Below are 20,344 nucleotides of genomic sequence, written 5' to 3'. Positions count from 1 at the left end.
TTTTCTGTCGATCAAGTCAGCATCCGCTTAGAGCTCGGAGAAGCACTCTTCAATGATCGCCAAACCTTTGTCCAATTGCTCGTCCGGCGAGGTCAGCGGCACCAGTACGCGCAACACGTTGCCGTAGGTGCCGCAAGACAGCAGGATCAGGCCCTTGTCACGTGCCTTGGCCACCACGGAAGCCACGGCAGCCGCGTTCGGCTTGTGGCTGTCGCCATCTTCGAACAGCTCCACCGCGATCATCGCGCCCAGGGCGCGCACTTCACCGATCACCGAGTACTTGGCTTGAATGGCTTTGAGGCCCGTCACCAAGCGCTCGCCAACCGCCTTGCAGCGGTCCAGCAGGTGCTCTTCTTCGAACACTTCCATCACCGCCAGCGCAGCAGCGCAAGCGATCGGGCTACCAGCGTAAGTGCCGCCCAGGCCGCCTGGGGCAATGGCGTCCATGTATTCAGCCTTGCCGCACACACCGGCCAGCGGGAAACCGCCCGCGATGGATTTGGCGAAGGTGGTCAGGTCGGCGGCAACGCCCATCTGTTCCATGGCGAAGAAGGTACCGGTACGGCCGGCACCGGTTTGCACTTCGTCGGCGATCAGCAGGATGCCGTGCTTGTCGCACAGTTCGCGCAGGCGCTTCATGAAGGATTTAGGCGCGACGTAGAAACCGCCTTCGCCCTGCACCGGCTCGATGATGATGGCGGCGATATCACGCGGCTCGGCATCGTTCTTGAAGATGCGCTCGATGCTGGCGATGGCATCGTCATCGCTCACGCCGTGCAGTTCGTTCGGGAACAATGCGCGGAACACGCCGCCTGGCATCAGGCCCATGCCAGCCGAATACGGCACGACTTTACCAGTGAGGCCCAAGGTCATCATGGTGCGGCCGTGGTACGCACCGGTGAAGGCAATTACCCCAGCACGGCCAGTGGCAGCGCGGGCGATTTTCACGGCGTTTTCGACCGCTTCGGAACCGGTGGTGACCAGCAGGGTTTTCTTGGCGAAATCACCTGGCACCTTGGCGTTGATTTTTTCACACAGCTCCACGTACGGCTCGTAGGCCAGTACCTGGAAGCAGGTGTGAGTCAGCTTGTTCAGTTGCTCGGTCACGGCCGCGATGATTTTCGGGTGTACGTGGCCGGTGTTCAACACGGCGATACCGCCGGCGAAATCGATGAACTCGCGACCTTCAACGTCGGTCACGGTGGCGTTCTTCGCGGATTCGGCGAAGATCGGGTGAATCTGGCCAACACCGCGCGGTACAGCGGCTTCGCGGCGTTTCATCAGGGATGCGTTGGTCTTGCTCATAAAGTCCTCATTCGCCACTCATCGGGTGGCGTGGTCCAAGGAATACGTGGCGGGGAGGCAACTACGGCAGCATGCGATGATCGACTGCCACAGCTTTCCCGGCCACTACGAATAACGTCTTGAAACACGCAAAGGGTCAGCGCTCTCGTGCCCTCTGCGTTTACTGCAATCCCTTCCTGGTTTAGATACCCAGGCAGAGGTATTTGATTTCCAGGTAATCCTCGATCCCGTACTTGGAGCCTTCCCGGCCCAGGCCCGAAGCCTTGATGCCGCCGAACGGCGCCACTTCGTTGGAGATCAACCCGGTGTTGACGCCAACCATGCCGTATTCCAGGGCTTCAGCCACACGGAACACACGGCCCAGGTCGCGCGCATAGAAGTAGGAAGCCAGGCCGAACTCGGTGTCGTTGGACATCGCGATCACTTCGGCTTCATCTTTGAAGCGGAACAGCGGCGCCAGTGGGCCGAAGGTTTCTTCCTTGGCGACAGCAGCATCTTTGGGCACATTGACCAGAATGGTCGGCTCAAAGAAATTGCCTTCCATCACCTTGCCACCGGCCAGCAGCTTGGCGCCTTTGCTCAAGGCATCGGCGATGTGTTCCTGCACTTTGGCCACGGCTTTTTCGTCGATCAAAGGGCCAGTGGTGGTGCCTTCTTCCAGACCGTTGCCGATCTTGAGTTTGGCCACGGCCACTTTGAGTTTTTCGGCGAACGCGTCGTACACCGAATCCTGGATGTACAGGCGGTTGGCACACACGCAAGTCTGGCCGTTGTTGCGGTACTTGGAGATGATCGCGCCTTCGACGGCCTTATCCAGGTCGGCGTCGTCGAACACGATAAACGGCGCGTTGCCGCCCAGTTCCAGCGAGACTTTCTTGATGTCCCTGGCGCATTCGGCCATTAACTGGCGACCGATCTCGGTGGAGCCAGTGAAGGACAACTTACGCACGATCGGGTTGCTGGTCAGCTCGCTGCCGATATCACCGGCGCTGCCGGAAACCACGCTGAACACGCCTTTCGGAATGCCTGCACGCTGGGCCAGTTCAGCCAGGGCGAACGCCGAGTACGGGGTTTGCGAAGCCGGCTTGAGCACCATGGTGCAACCAGCGGCCAGGGCCGGGCCGGCTTTACGGGTGATCATCGCAGCCGGGAAGTTCCACGGCGTGATGGCCGCGGTAACGCCGATCGGTTGCTTGATCACGATCAGACGCTTGTCCGGCTGGTGGCCAGGAATCACATCACCGTAGACGCGCTTGGCCTCTTCGGCGAACCACTCGATAAAGGAAGCGGCGTAGACGATTTCGCCTTTGGCTTCGGCCAGCGGCTTGCCCTGTTCCAGGGTCATCAGGCGCGCCAGGTCGTCCTGGTTCTCGATGATCAGCTCAAACCAGCGACGCAGCTTGTTGGCGCGGTCCTTGGCGGTGAGTGCACGCCAGGCCGGCAGGGCCTTGTCGGCGGCTTCAATGGCACGGCGGGTTTCGGCCGCACCCATCTTCGGCACGGTGCCAAGAATTTCGCCCGTGGCCGGGTTGTTGACCTTGATGGTTTGACCGTTGTCCGCATCGACCCAAGCGCCATCGATAAAGGCTTGTTGGCGGAACAACTGGGTATCTTTGAGCTGCATGTCGGCTTTCCTTAACAGCACCGCGCGCACGCGGAGCGAATTAGAGTTGTTGAAAGGCGCCTTGTGGGCTGCCGTCAGGGAAATCACCCAGTGCGAGAGATAAGTGAAATAGCGCACGGGAGACAGAGCGTTTGAAATCTCAAACGAATCCTAGGATCAATGGGGGTACAGGGCAATAGTCTGTTCGAAAAAAAGAACGAAAACGGCGCATTTGCCGAATCTTTCTGATCAGCGTGTTTCGGCCGGGTTCCAACGTATTGATCACTGGTAGCCGGTGTAGAGCCTCTTGGCAGCAAATTCCTACCCATAAACGGCCAAAGACCAGCATGGACGCCCAAGGTCGACATGGGTATGATGTCGCCCGCACAAGCATCCGTAGCTCAGCTGGATAGAGTACTGCCCTCCGAAGGCAGGGGTCGTGGGTTCGAATCCCGCCGGGTGCACCATATACAGATGAAAAAGCCCCAGGTCGAAAGAGCTGGGGCTTTTTTGTGGGCTTTTTTTGTATGTCCTGGGCTTCAAGTCTCCGCACTATCCGGATAGTTTGACTTGGGGTGTAAATAAATCTGTGCCCATTTCCCCGCAGCGCCTTTCCAGGCAAACGAAGATCAAAATGTGGGAGCGGGCTTGCTCGCGAAGACGGAGTGTCAGCCAATACAGGTGTGACTGATACACCGCTTTCGCGAGCAAGCCCGCTCCCACATTTGGCCAAGTTGTTTTCAGGACTCCATTAAAAAGCCCGCCACCGAGTAATCGGTGGCGGGCCTTTTTGAAGTTATTTACCGCTTCTGCAACGCCTCCAACCGCGCTGGCAGGTCTTCCTCAGGGAAGCGCTCATGCAGCGCCAACAGCTTTTCATCCGCCGCTTTGGCTTGCCCCGCCAGGCGCAGGTTCACAATCTCCTGCAACCCTTCCTCCAACGAAGGCACAACGACCGGCGCTCGTTTGCTCAGCTTCGCCACTGGCGCATCCGCCATCGCACCGGCGATTTCAGCCTGAACCGGCGCAGACTCTACCCTCGGCGCGACCGCCATGCGTGCTATGGGCGCAGGCGCGGCATACATCTGCGGAGCCGGGGCCGCTGAAAACGTCGCGGTGGATATCTCCTGCTGCGGCACGGGCACGCGCATCACCACGCCGATCATCAGTGCCACACCGGCGACGGTGGCGAATGCCAGTTGCCAGCGTGGTTGGCGGCAGGCTTGCAGCCAGCGTTGCCACAGGCTTGGCTGCGGTGCCGGGGTTTCGCGGCGGGCGGTGGCGAGGAGGAAGGCGTCGAGGGACGCAGGCGGCTCGCCGGTGCTGTGTTGACGCAAATGCTGGATCAGCTCGTCGTCAGGTGTGTATGGAGAGTGGGTCATACGAGTATCTCCTCGGCCAGCAGGCGGCGCAGTTTCTGCTGGGCGTAACGCAGGCGGCTTTTGACGGTTTCCAGCGGGGCGCCGGTGAGGGCGGCGATTTGCGGCACTTCGAGGTCGCCGTGCAGGCGTAGCAGCAAGACTTCGCGCTGGTCTTCGGGCAGGTCTTGCAAAGCGGCGTCGAGGCGCGCCTGGTCGCGGCTCAGGCTCAGTTGCTGCTCTGGGCCGGCGCTGTCGTCGGCCTGGGCGTGCAGTTGTTCGTCGTAGCTGTCGTGCAGCGGGTTGTGGATGCCGTGCTTGCGCCAGTGGTCGATCAGGCGGTTGCGCGCAATCTGGAACAGCCATGTACGAAAACTCGCCCGGCCCTGTGGCTGGGTGGCGCTGCGGATCAGGCTGAGCCAGGTTTCCTGGTACACCTCTTCGGCCAGTTCGGCCTTGTTGCTCAGTGATACCAGGAACCGGTAAAGGCCTTGGCGGTGCCGCGCGTATAACACCTCGAACGCGGCAGCGTCGCCGGTTCGGTAGCGGGCCAGCAGCGATTCGTCGCTGGGTGAGTCATCGGGGACGGCCATGTAGGTTGCGAACTCCTTTCGATGGATCGATGCACATTTACTGTGGGAGCTGGCTTGCCTGCGATGCAGAAGACTCGGTACATCCTGTACACCGAGTTGCTGCAATCGCAGGCAAGCCAGCTCCCACAGTTGATTGTTGCCATGTTCGGGATCAGTGTTTGAGGCTCTGCGCCACTTCCACCAGTTGCACGAACTCGTTGCGCAACCCGAACGGGTCATCGCCGCGGGCCGAGCGGGCCAGTGTGGCGGTGTCCTTTAAGCTCATGCTGCCAGTGTAGCGGCCATCGCCCTTGAGCTGTTGGGCGAACGCAGCCACTGCCGCCGCGAAGCGCAGGTCGGCGCTGGCCGGGGTGGTTTCGTTGCGGATGGGCCGTTCGATCAGTTGGCTGGCACCGCTCGCTGCCGGTTTGTAGCGTACGCGCAGTATGGCCAGCTCAGCGGAGGTGTTTTCGGCCGCAGGCGCGGCGGCGTAACGCAACGGCTCCAACCAGCCCTTCTCGCCCTTGGGCACAATTTCGTACAGCGCGGTCACGGTGTGCCCGGCGCCAATTTCACCGGCGTCGACCTTGTCGTTGTTGAAGTCCTCGCGTTTCAGGGCGCGGTTTTCATAACCCAGCAGCCGATACTCGCTGACCTGGGCGGGGTTGAATTCCACCTGCAACTTCACATCACGCGCCACCACTGCCAAGGTCGAGCTGAGCTGATCCACGAGTACCTTGCGGGCTTCGCGCAGGTTGTCGATGTAGGCGTAGTTGCCATCACCGGCGTCGGCAAGCTGTTCCATCAGGTGCTCGTTGTAGTTATCCACACCGAAACCCAGGGTGGTCAGGGACACGCCGCTTTTGCGTTGGTCGACGGCCATCTGCTTGAGGCTGTCGAAGTCGCTGATGCCCACATTGAAGTCACCGTCGGTGGCCAGCATGATGCGGTTAATGCCCTTCTCTATAAAGCCGGTACGGGCCATCTGGTAAGCCAACTCGATGCCGGAGGCGCCTGCCGTTGAGCCGCCGGCGGTGAGTTGGTCGATGGCGTTGCGGATTTTGGTTTTGTCGCGCCCACTGGTGGGTTCAAGCACCACACGCGACTCACCGGCGTAGACCACCAGCGACACACGGTCTTGATCACGCAGTTGGTCCACCAGCAATTTCAGCGTGCTTTTTACCAGCGGCAACCCTTCACGGCGGTCCATGGAACCCGACACATCCACCAGAAATACCAGGTTGGCCGGCGCCAGGTCGGCCACCGCGCGGTCGGACGCCTTGATGCCGATGCGCAGCAGTCGCGTGTGCGGGTTCCACGGTGTGGTGGCGACTTCGGTGGTCACGCCAAAGGGCGAGCTATCAGTGGGCAGCGCGTAGTCATAGGGGAAATAATTGAGCATTTCCTCAAGCCTGACGGCGCCGTCAGGTGGCAGCCGCCCTTGGTTGAGGAAACGTCTCACGTTGGCGTAGCTGCCGGTGTCGACGTCGGCACTGAAGGTCGAGACCGGGGTTTGTGCAACGCTGTAGACCGGGTTGTCGGGCAGGCTCTGGTAGCGCTCTTGAGGCTCGGCCCGATACGCCAAATCCATGGCCTCATGCATGGGCATTGGCGCGGCCATCAATACAGGCGTAGCTGCTCGCTTGGCCAAGGCGCCCTCAGGGCGGGGAGCAGAGAGAGGCTCGACCGGCTTGGTTGCCTCGGGAGAAGATGACAACCCACAGCCTGCAAGCGTCATCAGCACGGTGGCGGCGACACTACAGGCGATGGGACGCGTAATTAAAGGTACATGTGACATGGTGCCGAACCTCAACAGTAAATAATCCGTTCATAGGTTCAGACGCGAACCACAGTGGGTTCGGGTTAATGACCAGGATTCACTTGCACTGCACGCTCGTCCGACTGCGCAGTGAGCGCCAAATGTCAGCTCATGGCGTAGAAGGCGGTAAGCGATTCAACGCTGTCGAGTCCAAGAAACCTTGCCGCCCTATGGGAAAAACTTCAAATAAAACCAGTTGAGTAAAATTTCTTACTTAAACATCGATAAAAGCTTTACCCACAATGCCGATTCTGTAAGCAGTTCTGTATGTCGAAAAAACACATAATAAACAAGATTGAAAAGAGCGCTTTAAAAATGACAAATATCGGCATGAAAATCAGTGCGACACTTGCAAAAATCAAGAATTCAATAAACATGACCTGCGTTGCAATTTATGTAAAGCCCACCCCCGGAAACACCCAACAAATATATACCTCATTGCCAATCAACTTATAGGATGCGAAGGTATTTTCAGCACATGGACATGCGCTTTCCAAACAAAAAAGGAACTCATCCCACGATAAAATCCGGATTATTCTTATGAGAATCGACTTCAGGCCGTTAGCACTTTCACACCGAAACTTCGGGGGGGATTTTTTGCAACCGTTACTTCGGCCTTTGACCCAAATATATCGGCACTCGATTTTTCGTCCATTTATACAGCCATTCGTTCAGCACCCGTTTGTGCGCCCGCTTTTTCAACCGACTACGTACACCCCGTGGAACCCAAACCCCGGAACCCTTCCCAATACCTCCGACACACCGACCAAGCGCAACTGGGACGGCAAAGACCCTACTCTGCGACCTGACGACCCGTATGTGGCCAACCTCAACAAACGCTCATTCGATGCACGCCAGGCCGCCGACAACCTCACTCGCATGAACACTAAGTGGCGTGACATTAATGGCGATGGCAAGGTCGCTGTCGCCTACTCGTTCAACTCCGGTTTCGGGCAGTTCAATGAACGCCAGAAAGAAATGGCACGGCGTGCCCTGCAGTCGTGGAGCGACGTGGCCAACCTTTCCTTCGTGGAAAATGGGCCTCGCACAGAAGGGAGGATGTCGTTTCACATATCCTCCGCAGTGCCCGGCGGCCATGGCAACTCACCAGGTAACTACAACGATGCCGGCGTCACGACTTATAACCCCAATCATGTGACGGACGAAATGGTAGTTCACGAAACAGGCCACGCACTGGGGCTGGCACATAGCGGTAATTACGATGGTGGCGTGAGCGAAAGCCAATGGAGCCATGCACAAGACTCGAAGGCCCATAGCGTCATGAGTTATTTCAGTGCAGAGAAAAGCGGCAAAAGCCATGGCCGTTCCGATCCAGATTCACCCATGATGGATGATATTTCCGCCATCCAGGCGCTCTATGGCATCAATCGTCAAATCCGTTCGGACAACACCACCTACGGGTTCAATTCCAACAGCCAGCGTGACTACTACACCCTCAATTCCAATCAGGATAAAGCGGTGTTCTGCATTTGGGATGGAGGCGGGAACGATACCCTGGACGTTTCCGGCTACCGTTCCAACCAGACGATCAATCTCAAGGCCGGCTCGTACTCCGATGTCGGCGGCCTCAGAGGCAACGTATCCATCGCTCGCGATGTCGTCATGGAAAATGCCATCGGCGGCTCAGGCGACGACGCGCTGATCGGCAACGATGCCGATAACCGGCTCACCGGCGGCGCGGGTGGTGACCGGCTGCGCGGCGGCGGCGGCGCGGATACGTTTGACTACAACAGTGCCAGTGAGTCCACGCCCGAAAACCCCGATACGATTATGGATTTTGTCAGCGGCACCGACAAAATCAATGTGTCCGTGGCCATGAAGAACGCCAATGTCGGCGCCCTCGCCTTCGTCAGTGAGATGACAGGCAAGGCCGGTGAGACCGTGCTCACCTACGATGAACAAAGCGGCAAGAGCAGCGTGGCGATTGACCTGACGGGCGACGGCAAAGCCGACCTGCTGATCCGCACCTATGGGCAAGTCAAAGCCAAAGATATTGTCGCCTCCGCAAATACCCCACCCCCTCATCAACAGCCTGACGCCCCAAGTACTCGGTCCGCAATCACACCAACCCGCCAAGCCCATCGTTCAATCACACACACTTACGAAAAGGTCAACGACTCGTCCTTTCACAACGCCGACTTGATCGAGGACTTTGTCAGTGGCAAAGACAAGATCAATCTCACCGATTTGGTAAAGACTACCGGCACACCGCTGCGGCTTGTCGCTCACTATACAGGCCGTATTGGCGACACCGTAGTTAAGTTCAACTCACGCAGTGGTCGATACTTTGTGGGCGTGGACTTGACGGGTAATCGTCAGACCGACTTTTTGATCAAAAGCACTCAATTAATAAAATCCGAGGATATTTTGGGTTTAACTGCGAACATTCAAAGCCATGCTGGGTCATCTTCACGCAGGTAGTCATTCCAACGGTTTACCCTATCCCCCTGGAGCAACCCCCGTTACCCATGAACGTTAACGTTCACGCCTCCGCTCGCCTATTAAAAGGACTCAAGTAGATGCACTCTGTTATTAACAAGCCTTATACGCCGCTTGCATTATTTGAACCGGCCCGGCAACAACCCGGCGCCGTAAAGGATACACCATTGCTTTCCTACACCACCGACCAAGCCGCCAGGCAGTTGCTGCGCGCCAGCCGGGAAATGGGATTGAAATGGCAAGACCGCAACCGCGACGGCGTCATTGATATTGCCTATGAGTTCTTTAAGCCGGATGAGCCGCACAGGGTCAGTCATGTTCCCAAGGAAGCCCGTGAGTTAAATGAACAACAAAAGAAACGTGCGCTGATGTCGATGCAAGCCTGGGCCGATGTCGCCCGTATAAAGTTCTCGCATAAAAGTGCCAGTACCGAGGGGCGACTGACCCTGGGTATTTACGAGGGCAATGAGGAATCCTATGCGACCCTGCCCTTTCCCAAGCGCTTCAAAGAAGGCGGCGAGGCATGGCTGGACTCAGGGCATGCGCAACCCAAGACGGACCGTCACGACCGACATGTCATGGCCCACGAAATTGGGCATACGCTGGGCCTTGACCATACCGGCAACTATACCGAGCAACCCGCCAAGCGCGAATACCTGGAGGACACTCAAGCCTACAGCGTGATGAGTTACAACCCCGAAATCAGAAGTGGTCAGGACTTCTCGAAAAACGCACAGTGGACCCACTACTCGGTGGCGCCCCTGATGCATGACATTGCAGCCATACAGGCCGCCTACGGCGCCAACTACCAGACCCGGCGCGGCGATACCATTTACGGTTTCAACTCCAACACCGAGCGCGATCATTTCAGCCTGACATCCTCGCGGGACGCACCGGTTTTTTGCATATGGGATGGCGGTGGCAACGATACGTTGGACTGTTCCGGTTTCAATCAGAAACAAACCATCAACTTGAACGCCGAAGCTTTCTCTGATGTGGGCGGTATGAAAGGCAACGTTTCCATCGCCAAGGGCGTGACCGTGGAGAATGCCATTGGCGGCAACCATGACGATACGTTGATCGGCAACAACGCCAACAACCGCCTCAAGGGTGGGGGCGGCGCAGACACGTTGAGCGGCGGCGGCGGCGCGGATGTTTTTGTCTACGACAAGGCCAGCGATTCAACCGCTGCGGGTGCTGACCTGATCACCGACTTTGTCAGCGGCCGGGACAGGATCGACCTTACCGGGTTGAGCCAGGACACCCGCACTCAGCTGCGACTGGTCCACACCTACTCCGGCCGCGCGGGCGACACGCTGGTGAGGTTCAACGCCTACAGTAATCGGTACTTTATCGCCATTGACCTGACCGGAAACGGCCAGACGGACTTCCTGCTGAAAAGCACGCGGTTGATAAGGCCCCAGGATATCAATGGGCTGATGACCTCACGGCCTATCTTCGGATAAACGCACTGTCGCACCAGGGTTCAAAGTCGTCCCTGAACACGTGTGAAAAACGGTCATTCGCGGTGGCCGTTTTTTCTGATGCAGGGCGAAAATTCAGCCCAGACTGGGCATTGGCTTAACCCTGTGTAGGAACACTTTACCTGCAAGAAAAACGACTTACTCGGACACACATCGGGCTTTGGAAAGTGACGCCAACACTGGCAACTTCACACTTAGCAAAAGGGAACCTGCCTGCCTCACCAAGAAGGAAAAATGCCAATACCCGTGAGCATAACGACCTTGAGAATTAATCCTGTAACGCCGATGTACAAGCCTTATTCGAGCAGCGCTCAATCGGCCCAAAGCCCTGCACAGCGCCGCTGGGACGCCCCGGTAGCCCGTTCTCTGAGCGGCAATGGGGGCAACTATGACCCGACTCAACGCGCGAATGATCCCTACACAAGCAGAGCCGACAGACCGTCATTTAATCAGCGTCAGGCCGTTGAGCAACTGACGGGGGGCAGGTTGAAATGGCAGGACCGAAACCAAAACAACAGGACCGAGATTTCCTACAACTTCACTTATGAACAGGGTCTTGGATTCAACGACTACGAGAAACAAGAAGCACGGCGCGCCATCCAGTCCTGGGGCGATGTGGCGAACCTGACGTTCACTGAAAACGGCGGCCCGGCAGAAGGACGGCTGGCCTTCCGTATTTCCAATAATGTGATAGTTGCCGACGGCTACTACCCCTATAGCAACGACAAAAACGGCATCGCTGGCGATACCCGCTATCAACCGGGCTTTGTGACACGCCCCACCATAACCCACGAAATCGGTCACACGCTCGGCCTGAATCACCCCGGTCCTTACGACGGCCAAAAAGACGACGCCAAACGGTTGTATGCCCAAGACTCTAAAGCCCATACCGTCATGAGCTATTACCCTGCTCAAAGCAGTGGCAAACGCTTCGAAGGCAGGCCGCTGGCTCCCATGATGGATGACATCAGCGCTATCCAGCACCAGTACGGCGCCAACTATCAAACACGCCGAGAAAACAACATCTACGGTTTCAACTCCAACACCGGCAGGGACCACTACTCCCTGAGAAGCCATCAGGACGCCGCTATTTTTTGCGTATGGGATGGCGCCGGCAATGACACGCTGGACTTCTCGGGTTACGGCAATAACCAAACGATCAATCTGAGGGATGGCTCGTTTTCCGACGTGGGTGGTTATCAGGGCAACGTCTCTATCGCCCGCAACTGCCTCATCGAAAACGCTATCGGTGGCTCAGGCCACGATGTGCTGATCGGCAACGAGGCCGATAACCGGCTTACCGGTGGGGCGGGTGCGGACCGCATGCGCGGCGGCGGCGGCGCCGACAGTTTCGTCTATAACCACGCCAGCGACTCCACGCCTGCCAACCCGGATGAAATCATGGACTTCACCAGCGGCACCGACAAGATTGACCTGCGCGGACTGGAGCGAAGAACCAATGCACAATTCAAGCCCGTCAAGGCATTCAGCGGGCGCATTGGCGACGCGATCGTGGGTTTCAACCCACAAACCCAACGCCATTTCATCGCCATCGACTTGACCGGTAACCGCACAGCCGACTTCGTGGTGACCAGTACGCAAGTGATCAGGCCACCGGATGTGCTTGTAAACTGACTGCAACGCATGGGCACCACCCCCGCTAAGCCTTTGCAGACCGAAGCGGCCAGCAAAGGCTGTTCACGGCTGAACAGGCACTCAGTCGGTGCCGTATTTCGGGTTACGCGGGCCATACAAAATACCGGTACGCTGCCCCGCCGACAGCAACCGAACACTGGCAATACCGGCAATCGGGTGCGCCGCATCGGTGGAGCTGTTGATCACCTGCTTCACTGCTGCCGACACCAGCATGCCCACCAGGCCGCCACCATTGTTGTTGCCTTCCTCGCTGGAGGCGCGTGCCGAGCCGGTCCACAATGTGGTGCCGGTGCGCAGGTCCACCAGCTTGGCCGAGGCCGTCACGGAGGTGTCGCTGGAGATGAGCATGTACTTGGTGCCGTAGTCGCTGATGGTGATGTACAGCGCCGCGTCCGCACCAAAAATGTCATGCAGCTTGCCCGGCGCCACGCCCTGGATATCGTTGGCGGTGGTCAGGCCGTTCTGGCGGAAAGTTTCGTCCACCAGGGCAATCGGCAACACGTAGTAACCGGCTTCGGCCAACGGGTAGGTGACCTGCGAAACCAGGCTGTAGGAGGCCTGCACTTCCGGTGACTCATTGATCGGCGGCAGTACCAGGATCGACTTCGGTCGAGACTGTTTGAACGCTGTGTAATCAATGGTCTTGGGCGCCGCGCAGCCGCCGAGCAACGCCAGGGCCAGCAAGGCGCCGGTGAGTTTTAACAGGCTCATTTAGTGGCAACTCCGGTCTTGGCGTTTTTCAGCAAAAAGTCCATGTATGCAGCAGATTCAGGGAACAAGGCCTTCTCGGTGCGAAACTCCTGCACCATCTGGTCATCCTTGCCCATGCTCAGGTACAGCATGCCCAGGTGCGCGTGGTAACCCGGCGGGGCCTTGCGGCCGCTGGCGTTGATCTTTTGCAGATCACGTTCCAGGGCTTCCACCTGCGCTTCCTTGGGCTCGCCCTTGAAGTACTCGTAAACCTGCGGCTGGTAGCTTTCCCATTGATACAGGGGTTGGGGCGCCGTCTGGCACCCGGCGACCGTCGCGATTGCTGTCAGCATCAGCGCCAACTTAACTGCCTTGCTCATCCGTGTAGTGCTCCTTGGCGTTGTTGTTATCAGTTACGCGGGTTCCAGGCGCCGGCGTTGATGCCGTCTACCAGGCGGTTGATCGCTTCGCGCATGGCCAGGTCCAGCACCTTGCCATTGAGGGTGGAGTCGTAGCTGGCAGTGCCGCCAAAACCGATGACTTCACGGTTGGAGAGCGCGTACTCACCGGCGCCCTGGGTGGAATACACCACTTCGGAGGTGCTGATGTTGACGATATTCAGCGCGACTTTGGCGTAAGCCACTTGGGTCTTGCCACGGCCAAGAATGCCGAACAGCTGGCGGTCGCCGGTCTCTTTGCGGCCGAATTCGGTCACGTCGCCCGTCACCACGTAGTCAGCGCCTTTAAGCTTTTGCACGGTGCCTTTGATTGCGGCTTCCTGGGAGATTTCGCCCATGTTGTCGCGGTCCAGCACGCTGAAGCGGTTGGTCTGCTGCAGGTGGGTGATCAGGATGGTCTTGGCCTGGCCGCCGAGGCGGTCAACGCCGTCGGAGAAAATGCCGCGCATGTAGCTGGAGCGGTTATCGAACTTGCCCACGGCAATCGGCACACGCACGCCGGAATAGGCGACGTGGGCGCTGGCAACTTGCTCCACCGGCATCGCGCGGTTGCTCTCGGTGGCGCAACCGGCCACGCTCAGCAGCGCTGCGGCGGTGAGGCCTGACAGCAGGATTTTGGTCAGTGTTTTCACAGAGTGCTCCTAGGGGTGGAACCAGCGGAAAGGGCTGTTATGTAAGTTATCAACGAAGTCGCGGCAATCAGATTTTGCTGAAAACGCGCGCGCGTTTGCACGCAGCCTCAACATCGACAGTGTCGAGCCCGCCAATAGCGGTATCAGGAAGGGTGACTGCCACGCAGCAGTGCGGTTGAAACGTGCGGCCCGCGGTGAGGCGGGTGGCAGGGAGAAAAGCAGAGAGGCGCATTGCTTGATTCATCCTTGAAAATGCCTTGTATCCAGTGCGCGGCATTTTACGGGGTTGCCCTGTGTACTCAAGCGGTTTCGTTGCTGCGGGGGCGTTCCCCGCTCAACGGCATTCTGTTACGTTGCGCGCCCGCCTCAAGTTACGCAGCCATCGGTCGAGACATTGGCTTGGCTTGTTCATTAAATAGGGATATTGCGTGTTGAAAACCCTCCTTCGGGCTGCGGCCCTGATTGCGACGCTGTCGATGACCGGCTGCGTCTCCTACACCGTCAGCGGCCCCATTGGCGCCCCGCTCCACCCGGCACCCGTCAGCAGCCCGCGCAGTGCACAAGTCGCTGATGTGACGGTGAGCGCCGCCGACGTCAACGACGCCAACAAAACCGCGATCAGCCGCTCGCTCACGGCCCAGCTCAACCAGTACGTGCGTACAGCGGGCTACTTCAAGCAGGTCACTGAGTACCCGGTGCGCCTTGGCGAAAACGACGTCGCGCTGAAATTCAACATGACCTCCCTCAAGGGCCACCGCGGCGTTCACCCCGCCTACGTGCCTGGTGCCCTCCTGACGCTGACGATCTGGATCTGGGTCAACGGCCCGATTTTCGTCGACACCTTCGACGTGGCCGGCGACCTGGTGATTGTCGACCGTGACGGCAAGGAACTGGCGAGCGCCAAGCAAGAGGTCAAGTTTGAACGCAACGTGGGCCTCTACGGCCGCGAATACTGGGCCCCGACTATGGGCGCCAAACAGTTGAACGAACTGGTCGCGCAACTGCTCGACACTGCCACCGCCAAACTGGCCAAACCGTAATTTCAGGGAGCAACACATGAAAGGGTTGATCAAACACAGCCTGGTCCTCGCCGCCGTCTTGTTGACCGGCTGCGTGTCCTACTCGCAACACGAATTGCCCGCCGTGCAAACCTGGCCGCCGACCGCCGCCACACCCGCGCAAAAGCCTACTGCCTACGTGCGCACCACGGCACTGCGACAAGTCAACGGCGGCCCCGGCAATACGGTTGCTGGCGCACCCGCGGCCCAGTGGGACAAGGCCGTGACCGACGCTTTCCGCCAATCCAACCGCTTTGCGCGGGTGAGCACCGACAAGGTTGACTCGGACATCTACGCCGACGCCACGCTGTACAACAACGAACAGTTCAGCATGGCCTCGGCGATCATCACCGGCGCCACGTTCTTCATCATCCCGTCCACGGCGAAGAACACCTTCACCCTGGAAACCGTGTTCAAAGATAAGGACGGCAAAGAGTTGGGCCGGGTCAAGAAAAGCGAATCGGTGCGCACGTGGATGCACCTGGTGCTGATCGTAGGCATCCCGTTCCAGGCCAATACCGGAGAAGTGGTTGAAGCACTGACCCGCAGTACGCTGGATGAGGCCGTGCAGCGCAAATTATTCTGACATCAGGAAGCTGATCGTTCCCACGCTCCGCGTGGGAATGCATCCGGTGACGCTCTGCGTCACGGCCCTAAAAGCAGACGCAGAGCGTCCAGGGCGGCGTTCCCACGCAGAGCGTGGGAACGATCAGCGCTGGGGCTTAGAACGCGTAACGCGCTTTACCGATCGTTCCCACGCTCCGCGTGGGAATGCATCCGGTGACGCTCTGCGTCACGGCCTCAAAAGCAGACGCAGAGCGTCCAGGGCGGCATTCCCACGCGGAGCGTGGGAACGATCAGCGCTGGGGTTTAGAACGCGTAACGCGCTTTGAGCATCACGCCATCGGCGTCGAAGCCACTGCGCGCTTGGCGGGTGTAGCTGGCGCCCACGGTGAAGTCCGACACCTGGTAGTTCACGCCCACACTCGCCTCGTAGCTGTCACGCGCCACCGACGCGCCGGTGGTGGTGAACGCCGCACCACCCGCCACAAAGCTGGAGGTTTGCGCGACGCGATCACCCATCAGGTCGTGATACGCCATCAAGGTGGCTTCCGGTTGCAGGCTGCCTGCGCCCATCGGCAAGTTGCTGGCCAAACGCACACCGGCACCCAACTCACCCACTTCATAACGCTGCGAACGCGTGCTCAGCGCCGCCGAAGAACCCTTCTCGTCGTAGCCGTCCATGCGCACGTTGGCATAACGCGCCGCCACGCGTGGTTCGATCACCACCGCCTGCGATGGCTTGAAGCTGTAGCCGCCGATCACACTGGCCGACAGCACATTGCTGTCATAACTGCCCTTGGCCGTGGTGCCGGCCACATGGCGCTTGCTGTCGTTGTCGTTATGGCCGTAGCTGAGGCTGCCATCGACAAACCAGTTTTGCAGCGCCCAGTTGCCATACAGCGACAGCGCGTGGCCCTCCACATCGGTCTTGTTGCCCAGGTCCGAATGGATGTTGGAATTGAGGTAGCTGTAAGCCACACCCAAGGTGGTGGTGTCGTTCAAACGCCCGTCCACACCCACGGCCATGCCGCTGCTGTTGGCCGAGTAACCGTTGTTACCGCCGCGCCCATCCTGGTCCATGTTGCTGCTCAAACCCTGCACCCACACGCCGCCGGTTTGATGGCCTTCGCGCTGATCAGTGAGGCGGTTGAAGATCGCGCCATTGATAACAGTCTGCCCCGACAACGCCACATCCAGCGCGCCACGGTTCACATCCGGCTTGAGCTGCTCGCTCACTTGAGCAAGCTGTTGCGCAGTCCCGGCGTTGGCGAGGGACTGGAACACTGGGTCGTTCTGGTTGAGCCCGCCGAGCACATCGTTCTTGAACGTATTCACCGCCGTGGCCGCTGCGGCGCTGGCACCTGCACCGGCAAGTTCCTGCTGCACTTGCTGGTTGTCTTTAACTGCGACGACAGCCTTGACCGTTTGCGCATCCGCCGAGTAGCTCAGCACGTTGAGCAGCGATGACGAACTGGCAACCGACAGGCCGTTGTTCTGCACACTGGTGGCCTGCAACAGGGTGTATTGAGTGCCGTTATTGGTGCGCGCAAAGTCGCCTGGCTGCGCACTCACCGTGAGCTTCGACGCCTGGGCGAAATTAGCCGTACCGTTGACCGACAGATACGGCGTGGTCGGCACCACGCTGTCGGCCAGGTGCATATCAATGCCCGCACCGCTGGCGACGTTAAGGTTGCCGCTGATCGTGGTACCGGGCGCGGCCAGGTTAAGCGAGCCGGAATTGATCGAGACCGGCGCGATGATGCGCTGGCCTACAAAATCAGCTTGGCCAGCGACATTCACCGCGCTCAGGTTGAGCAGGTCGCCAGTGATTTTGCCGCCCGTCCAGTTCAACGTGGCAAGGTTGGCGGCGTCGATGGCCGTGCCGGATTTGCTGCGGATCTCGCCTGCTTGCTGGTTGATCTCGAACGGCGAAGTCTGGTCACGGGCATCGACCAGGATCGCGGTGCTGTCGGCACTGATCAGGCCACGGTTGATAACGCCGCGCGCGCCCGACTGCGGGTTCTGGGTAAAGGTCGCCCCAGTCAGATGGACAGCCACCGCATTGGCGCCGTTGGCTTCAATCGTGCCGGTATTGAGCAAGTAATCGAAGGTACCGGAGTTGAACTGTACGGCCCTGGCCAAGCCACCGTTGACCGTCACCACACCGCTGTTTTCTATACGCAGGTCACTGGTGTCGGTTTCAACTTCAATGCCCAACGCCTCTTCACCCGTGACGCGGATGGTGCCGGAATTGAGGATTTTGCCGCCGACGGTCACCGGCATGTTGTTATGGGTATCCAGGATCAGGCCGTAGCCGTAGTAGGACGTCACGTCCACCAGGCCAGAGTTGACGACATCGCCGCCTACGGTGGTGCCATTGAGGTAGATCCCCTCGCCGTCGCTCTCGGGGCCGGAACCCGGTACGTCAACGGTGATGATAGTTCCGGAGTTGATCACGCTGCCGCCGATGTTCGCGGCGCCCACCTCAAAACCTTCGGCCCAGGTCTGGTTGGTGAGCCTGATCGTACCGGCCTGGATCACATCACCGGTGATCGTGCCGCCACGGGCCCGCAGATCAGAGTCCAGTGCGCCATCTACCACGAACCCGCGGATGTTGAGACCACTGCCATCGATGGTGTAGTCGGCGCGGTTGATCAGCGAGCCCTGAATATCGGTCTCGGCAACACTCGCCCCATCGACATAACGCTGGGTGGCCACCACATTGCGCGACCCGACCAAAGTGACAGGCTCGTTGAACACCTGACCTTTCCACTTGTTCTGGCCGCTGCTCACGTCGAATTCCACCGCAGCAACATGCGCGGCGCCTGCGCTGACCATCAGGGCCAGCAGGGTTTTCTGGAACGGCTTGCGCTTCATTTCAAACTCCATGAACTACAGTCAAAGCCGCCAATACGCCCGGCGGCTGTAGGTGTGCTGAGCGAGGGATCAGATGATCCGAATGCATTCCCCCAAGGCGCCCTGCTGAACCCCAGGCGCGAGCAATCGCACCGCAGCCGGTGGTGGCAGAAAAGGGATTGGGGAGGCGAAGTTCACATTAATCCTTAATGTCGTTTTAAAAACGCTGCAGTCCATGCAGCCCGACCGGTTGCGGGTGGGCGGGGTAAAGACCCGGGTTTGAGGGAAATGGTTCCTTTTGCGGTAGGAAACTTCCTCAAACTACCGAGGGTTTGCCTGATATCCGTGACCGGACGGCGGAATGCGTTGAGGATGGTGGGGTTGGGGATAGGCGAAAGGGGGTTGAGTCAGGGCGTTGGTGCCTTGCGTGGGTTTGGGTGGGGGGCTTATAGTCCGGCCCGTCGCCCATATGGCGATCAGGTTTGGCGACCTGACAACAGAGTGCAAAAGCAACCCGCTTCTATGCAGGTGTTTTTGCACCCGCAAAGCTGTGCATGTTATGGCGGCTGTGCGCGGGAGACCCTTGGGTCTGCCGGTTACTCTGTTCCGGTTCGCCAACCTGCGTACAGCTGCCACCCATTCGTTTGGCGACGAATGCGTGGTGGCTTAATCCACCAACAGAGTACTGAAAATGAACCAATACATGCCCCTAACGGGCCACGACTGCACCGTCCCCGCTCTGCTTATCGACACCAGCGCACCCCTCGACGTACTCCACGACGCCGCCGCGTACCGGATTCGCGCCGTCACCCAACTGCTGGAAAACCTGGCCTTCCGCGAACAACTCAACAGCGATGCTGTGGTGCTTCAAGACTTCGCGCAACTACTGGCTATACCGCTGCGCGATGGGTGTGATTTGCTGGATGTCATTATTCGCAGGCTTAACAGCGTCAACTGACCACGACAGGGCGGCTGACGAGTTTCCCTGTTAATGGTGAGGCAGTGAATAGGTGCGGGCCACGCTTGGGCAGTAAAAGTGGCCTGTCGCCTATGCAGCCTTGGCGCTGAACGAAAAGCATGAACAGCTGCCGGCCCAGCCCGCCAGTTACCTTTATTTTCTCCCGCAACTATTCGACGGAACGTGTGCGATAGCACCCGGCGTCTCCAGACCAGAGAGCAGTCGAATCACGCCACCGCACTGCCAGTCTTGCCTCTGTAGGTACGCCTCATAATCTTTACCCGCCTCAGGAACAAATACACGGGCATCGGGCACACAAGACGCCTCGGCGGCAACCATCTTCAACACAACCACCGACGGCACCCCCGCAGGGATCACAAACTCGGCATAAGACTCGCCATAGCTCAGGTGCTCGCTCCTCCAGGAAGCGGGCATTCCGACACTTCGCTTGGTGTGTTGCCCCAAGGTGGAATTGACCTTATCCGCAACAGTGTAACCGTAGGCAAAAAGAGGTTCTTTACTCGACGCGCAGTCTTGTCCCGGGTTGATGGCGACAGGCAAACCGTTATTCCCATATAGACGGATGCGTGCGGTGGTGGCCTGGTCGTAGGGGATAGGCTTCTCATAGCGCGCAGAGCCGCAGCCACTCAGCAATAGAGCTGAAAAAAGGGTCAACAAAAGTATTTTCAAGACGACTCCTAGGCTTACACATCAAGCGGTTATAGGCGAAAAGGGGGCAGATTTGAATGGCACTTACTTAACCTTCTTCGGGTGTCCATTTCTCCTGACCTCGGCCCTTGCCGCCGAGCGCGTCTGCATCAGCATCGGGTAAGGCTTGGGCCTTCGTTTTATGGCGCGAGGCTCAATCCTT

The 20,344-nt window shown here is 58.7% G+C and carries 16 protein-coding genes and 1 tRNA gene; 7 read left to right on the top strand and 10 right to left on the bottom strand.

Annotated features, from left to right (window positions below):
- Positions 1–27: 27 nt before the first annotated feature.
- Both gabT and gabD read right to left on the bottom strand, forming a co-directional pair.
- Positions 28–1,305 carry a 4-aminobutyrate--2-oxoglutarate transaminase gene (gene gabT, locus ACTD9P_RS14950; protein ID WP_438868267.1) on the bottom strand — a complete coding sequence of 426 codons (1,278 nt, stop codon included), beginning with the start codon at positions 1,303–1,305 and terminating at the stop codon, positions 28–30.
- 181 nt (positions 1,306–1,486) lie between these two features.
- Positions 1,487–2,929: an NADP-dependent succinate-semialdehyde dehydrogenase gene (gene gabD, locus ACTD9P_RS14945; RefSeq protein ID WP_438868266.1), complete on the bottom strand. Its 1,443-nt coding sequence runs from the start codon at positions 2,927–2,929 to the stop codon at positions 1,487–1,489.
- Between the two features lie 369 nt (positions 2,930–3,298).
- Here gabD and ACTD9P_RS14940 point away from each other — a divergent pair.
- Positions 3,299–3,375 (top strand) — tRNA-Arg (locus ACTD9P_RS14940).
- Between the two features lie 333 nt (positions 3,376–3,708).
- Here the strand turns inward: ACTD9P_RS14940 and ACTD9P_RS14935 are convergent.
- From ACTD9P_RS14935 to ACTD9P_RS14925, 3 genes are all read right to left on the bottom strand, one after another.
- Entirely contained in the window at positions 3,709–4,290 is a 582-nt protein-coding gene (locus ACTD9P_RS14935) for a hypothetical protein (protein WP_438868265.1), read from the bottom strand.
- Positions 4,287–4,859 (bottom strand): RNA polymerase sigma factor, encoded by a 573-nt coding sequence (locus ACTD9P_RS14930; protein ID WP_438868264.1) that lies wholly within the window; start codon positions 4,857–4,859, stop codon positions 4,287–4,289. The genes ACTD9P_RS14935 and ACTD9P_RS14930 overlap by 4 nt, the downstream gene beginning before the upstream one ends.
- 151 nt (positions 4,860–5,010) lie before the next feature.
- On the bottom strand, positions 5,011–6,636 hold the full coding sequence (locus tag ACTD9P_RS14925; RefSeq protein WP_438868263.1) for a vWA domain-containing protein: 1,626 nt from the start codon (positions 6,634–6,636) through the stop codon (positions 5,011–5,013).
- A gap of 840 nt (positions 6,637–7,476) precedes the next feature.
- Between ACTD9P_RS14925 and ACTD9P_RS14920 the strand changes: the two genes are divergently transcribed.
- The 3 genes from ACTD9P_RS14920 (at position 7,477) to ACTD9P_RS14910 (ending at position 12,236) form a co-directional block, all read left to right on the top strand.
- Positions 7,477–9,099 (top strand): M10 family metallopeptidase C-terminal domain-containing protein, encoded by a 1,623-nt coding sequence (locus ACTD9P_RS14920; protein ID WP_438868262.1) that lies wholly within the window; start codon positions 7,477–7,479, stop codon positions 9,097–9,099.
- Between the two features lie 98 nt (positions 9,100–9,197).
- Positions 9,198–10,583 carry a M10 family metallopeptidase C-terminal domain-containing protein gene (locus ACTD9P_RS14915; protein ID WP_438868261.1) on the top strand — a complete coding sequence of 462 codons (1,386 nt, stop codon included), beginning with the start codon at positions 9,198–9,200 and terminating at the stop codon, positions 10,581–10,583.
- A gap of 303 nt (positions 10,584–10,886) precedes the next feature.
- Positions 10,887–12,236: a M10 family metallopeptidase C-terminal domain-containing protein gene (locus ACTD9P_RS14910; protein WP_438868260.1), complete on the top strand. Its 1,350-nt coding sequence runs from the start codon at positions 10,887–10,889 to the stop codon at positions 12,234–12,236.
- A gap of 81 nt (positions 12,237–12,317) precedes the next feature.
- Here ACTD9P_RS14910 and ACTD9P_RS14905 read toward each other — a convergent pair whose 3' ends face one another.
- The 3 genes from ACTD9P_RS14905 to ACTD9P_RS14895 are packed head-to-tail and all read right to left on the bottom strand — an operon-like array spanning position 12,318 to position 14,037.
- The gene (locus ACTD9P_RS14905) at positions 12,318–12,968 is read right to left on the bottom strand and encodes a DUF799 domain-containing protein (RefSeq protein ID WP_438868259.1); all 651 of its coding nucleotides are present in this window, start codon (positions 12,966–12,968) and stop codon (positions 12,318–12,320) included.
- Complete coding sequence (locus ACTD9P_RS14900) at positions 12,965–13,327, bottom strand: DUF4810 domain-containing protein (RefSeq protein WP_017848623.1); 363 nt, start codon at positions 13,325–13,327, stop codon at positions 12,965–12,967. Before ACTD9P_RS14900 ends, ACTD9P_RS14905 begins: the two co-directional genes overlap by 4 nt.
- 29 nt (positions 13,328–13,356) lie before the next feature.
- Positions 13,357–14,037 (bottom strand): CsgG/HfaB family protein, encoded by a 681-nt coding sequence (locus tag ACTD9P_RS14895; protein WP_438868258.1) that lies wholly within the window; start codon positions 14,035–14,037, stop codon positions 13,357–13,359.
- Between the two features lie 428 nt (positions 14,038–14,465).
- On the opposite strand from ACTD9P_RS14895, the gene ACTD9P_RS14890 reads away from it, so the two are divergent.
- Both ACTD9P_RS14890 and ACTD9P_RS14885 read left to right on the top strand, forming a co-directional pair.
- Positions 14,466–15,077 (top strand): hypothetical protein, encoded by a 612-nt coding sequence (locus ACTD9P_RS14890; RefSeq protein WP_138817360.1) that lies wholly within the window; start codon positions 14,466–14,468, stop codon positions 15,075–15,077.
- A gap of 16 nt (positions 15,078–15,093) precedes the next feature.
- Positions 15,094–15,681 (top strand): hypothetical protein, encoded by a 588-nt coding sequence (locus tag ACTD9P_RS14885; protein WP_438868257.1) that lies wholly within the window; start codon positions 15,094–15,096, stop codon positions 15,679–15,681.
- Between the two features lie 284 nt (positions 15,682–15,965).
- On the opposite strand, the gene ACTD9P_RS14880 is transcribed toward ACTD9P_RS14885, so the two are convergent.
- Positions 15,966–18,536 (bottom strand): autotransporter family protein, encoded by a 2,571-nt coding sequence (locus tag ACTD9P_RS14880; protein ID WP_438868256.1) that lies wholly within the window; start codon positions 18,534–18,536, stop codon positions 15,966–15,968.
- A 682-nt stretch (positions 18,537–19,218) separates the two neighbouring features.
- Between ACTD9P_RS14880 and ACTD9P_RS14875 the strand changes: the two genes are divergently transcribed.
- Positions 19,219–19,473: a hypothetical protein gene (locus ACTD9P_RS14875; protein ID WP_438868255.1), complete on the top strand. Its 255-nt coding sequence runs from the start codon at positions 19,219–19,221 to the stop codon at positions 19,471–19,473.
- Positions 19,474–19,626: 153 nt separating this feature from the next.
- Here the strand turns inward: ACTD9P_RS14875 and ACTD9P_RS14870 are convergent, their stop codons facing one another.
- Positions 19,627–20,163 carry a hypothetical protein gene (locus ACTD9P_RS14870; RefSeq protein WP_438868254.1) on the bottom strand — a complete coding sequence of 179 codons (537 nt, stop codon included), beginning with the start codon at positions 20,161–20,163 and terminating at the stop codon, positions 19,627–19,629.
- Positions 20,164–20,344: the final 181 nt, after the last annotated feature.

Source organism: Pseudomonas onubensis (genome assembly GCF_965653655.1).
Classification (GTDB): Bacteria; Pseudomonadota; Gammaproteobacteria; order Pseudomonadales; family Pseudomonadaceae; genus Aquipseudomonas.
Note: the sequence above shows the minus strand (reverse complement) of the source record. Positions and strands in the feature narration are given on the sequence as shown.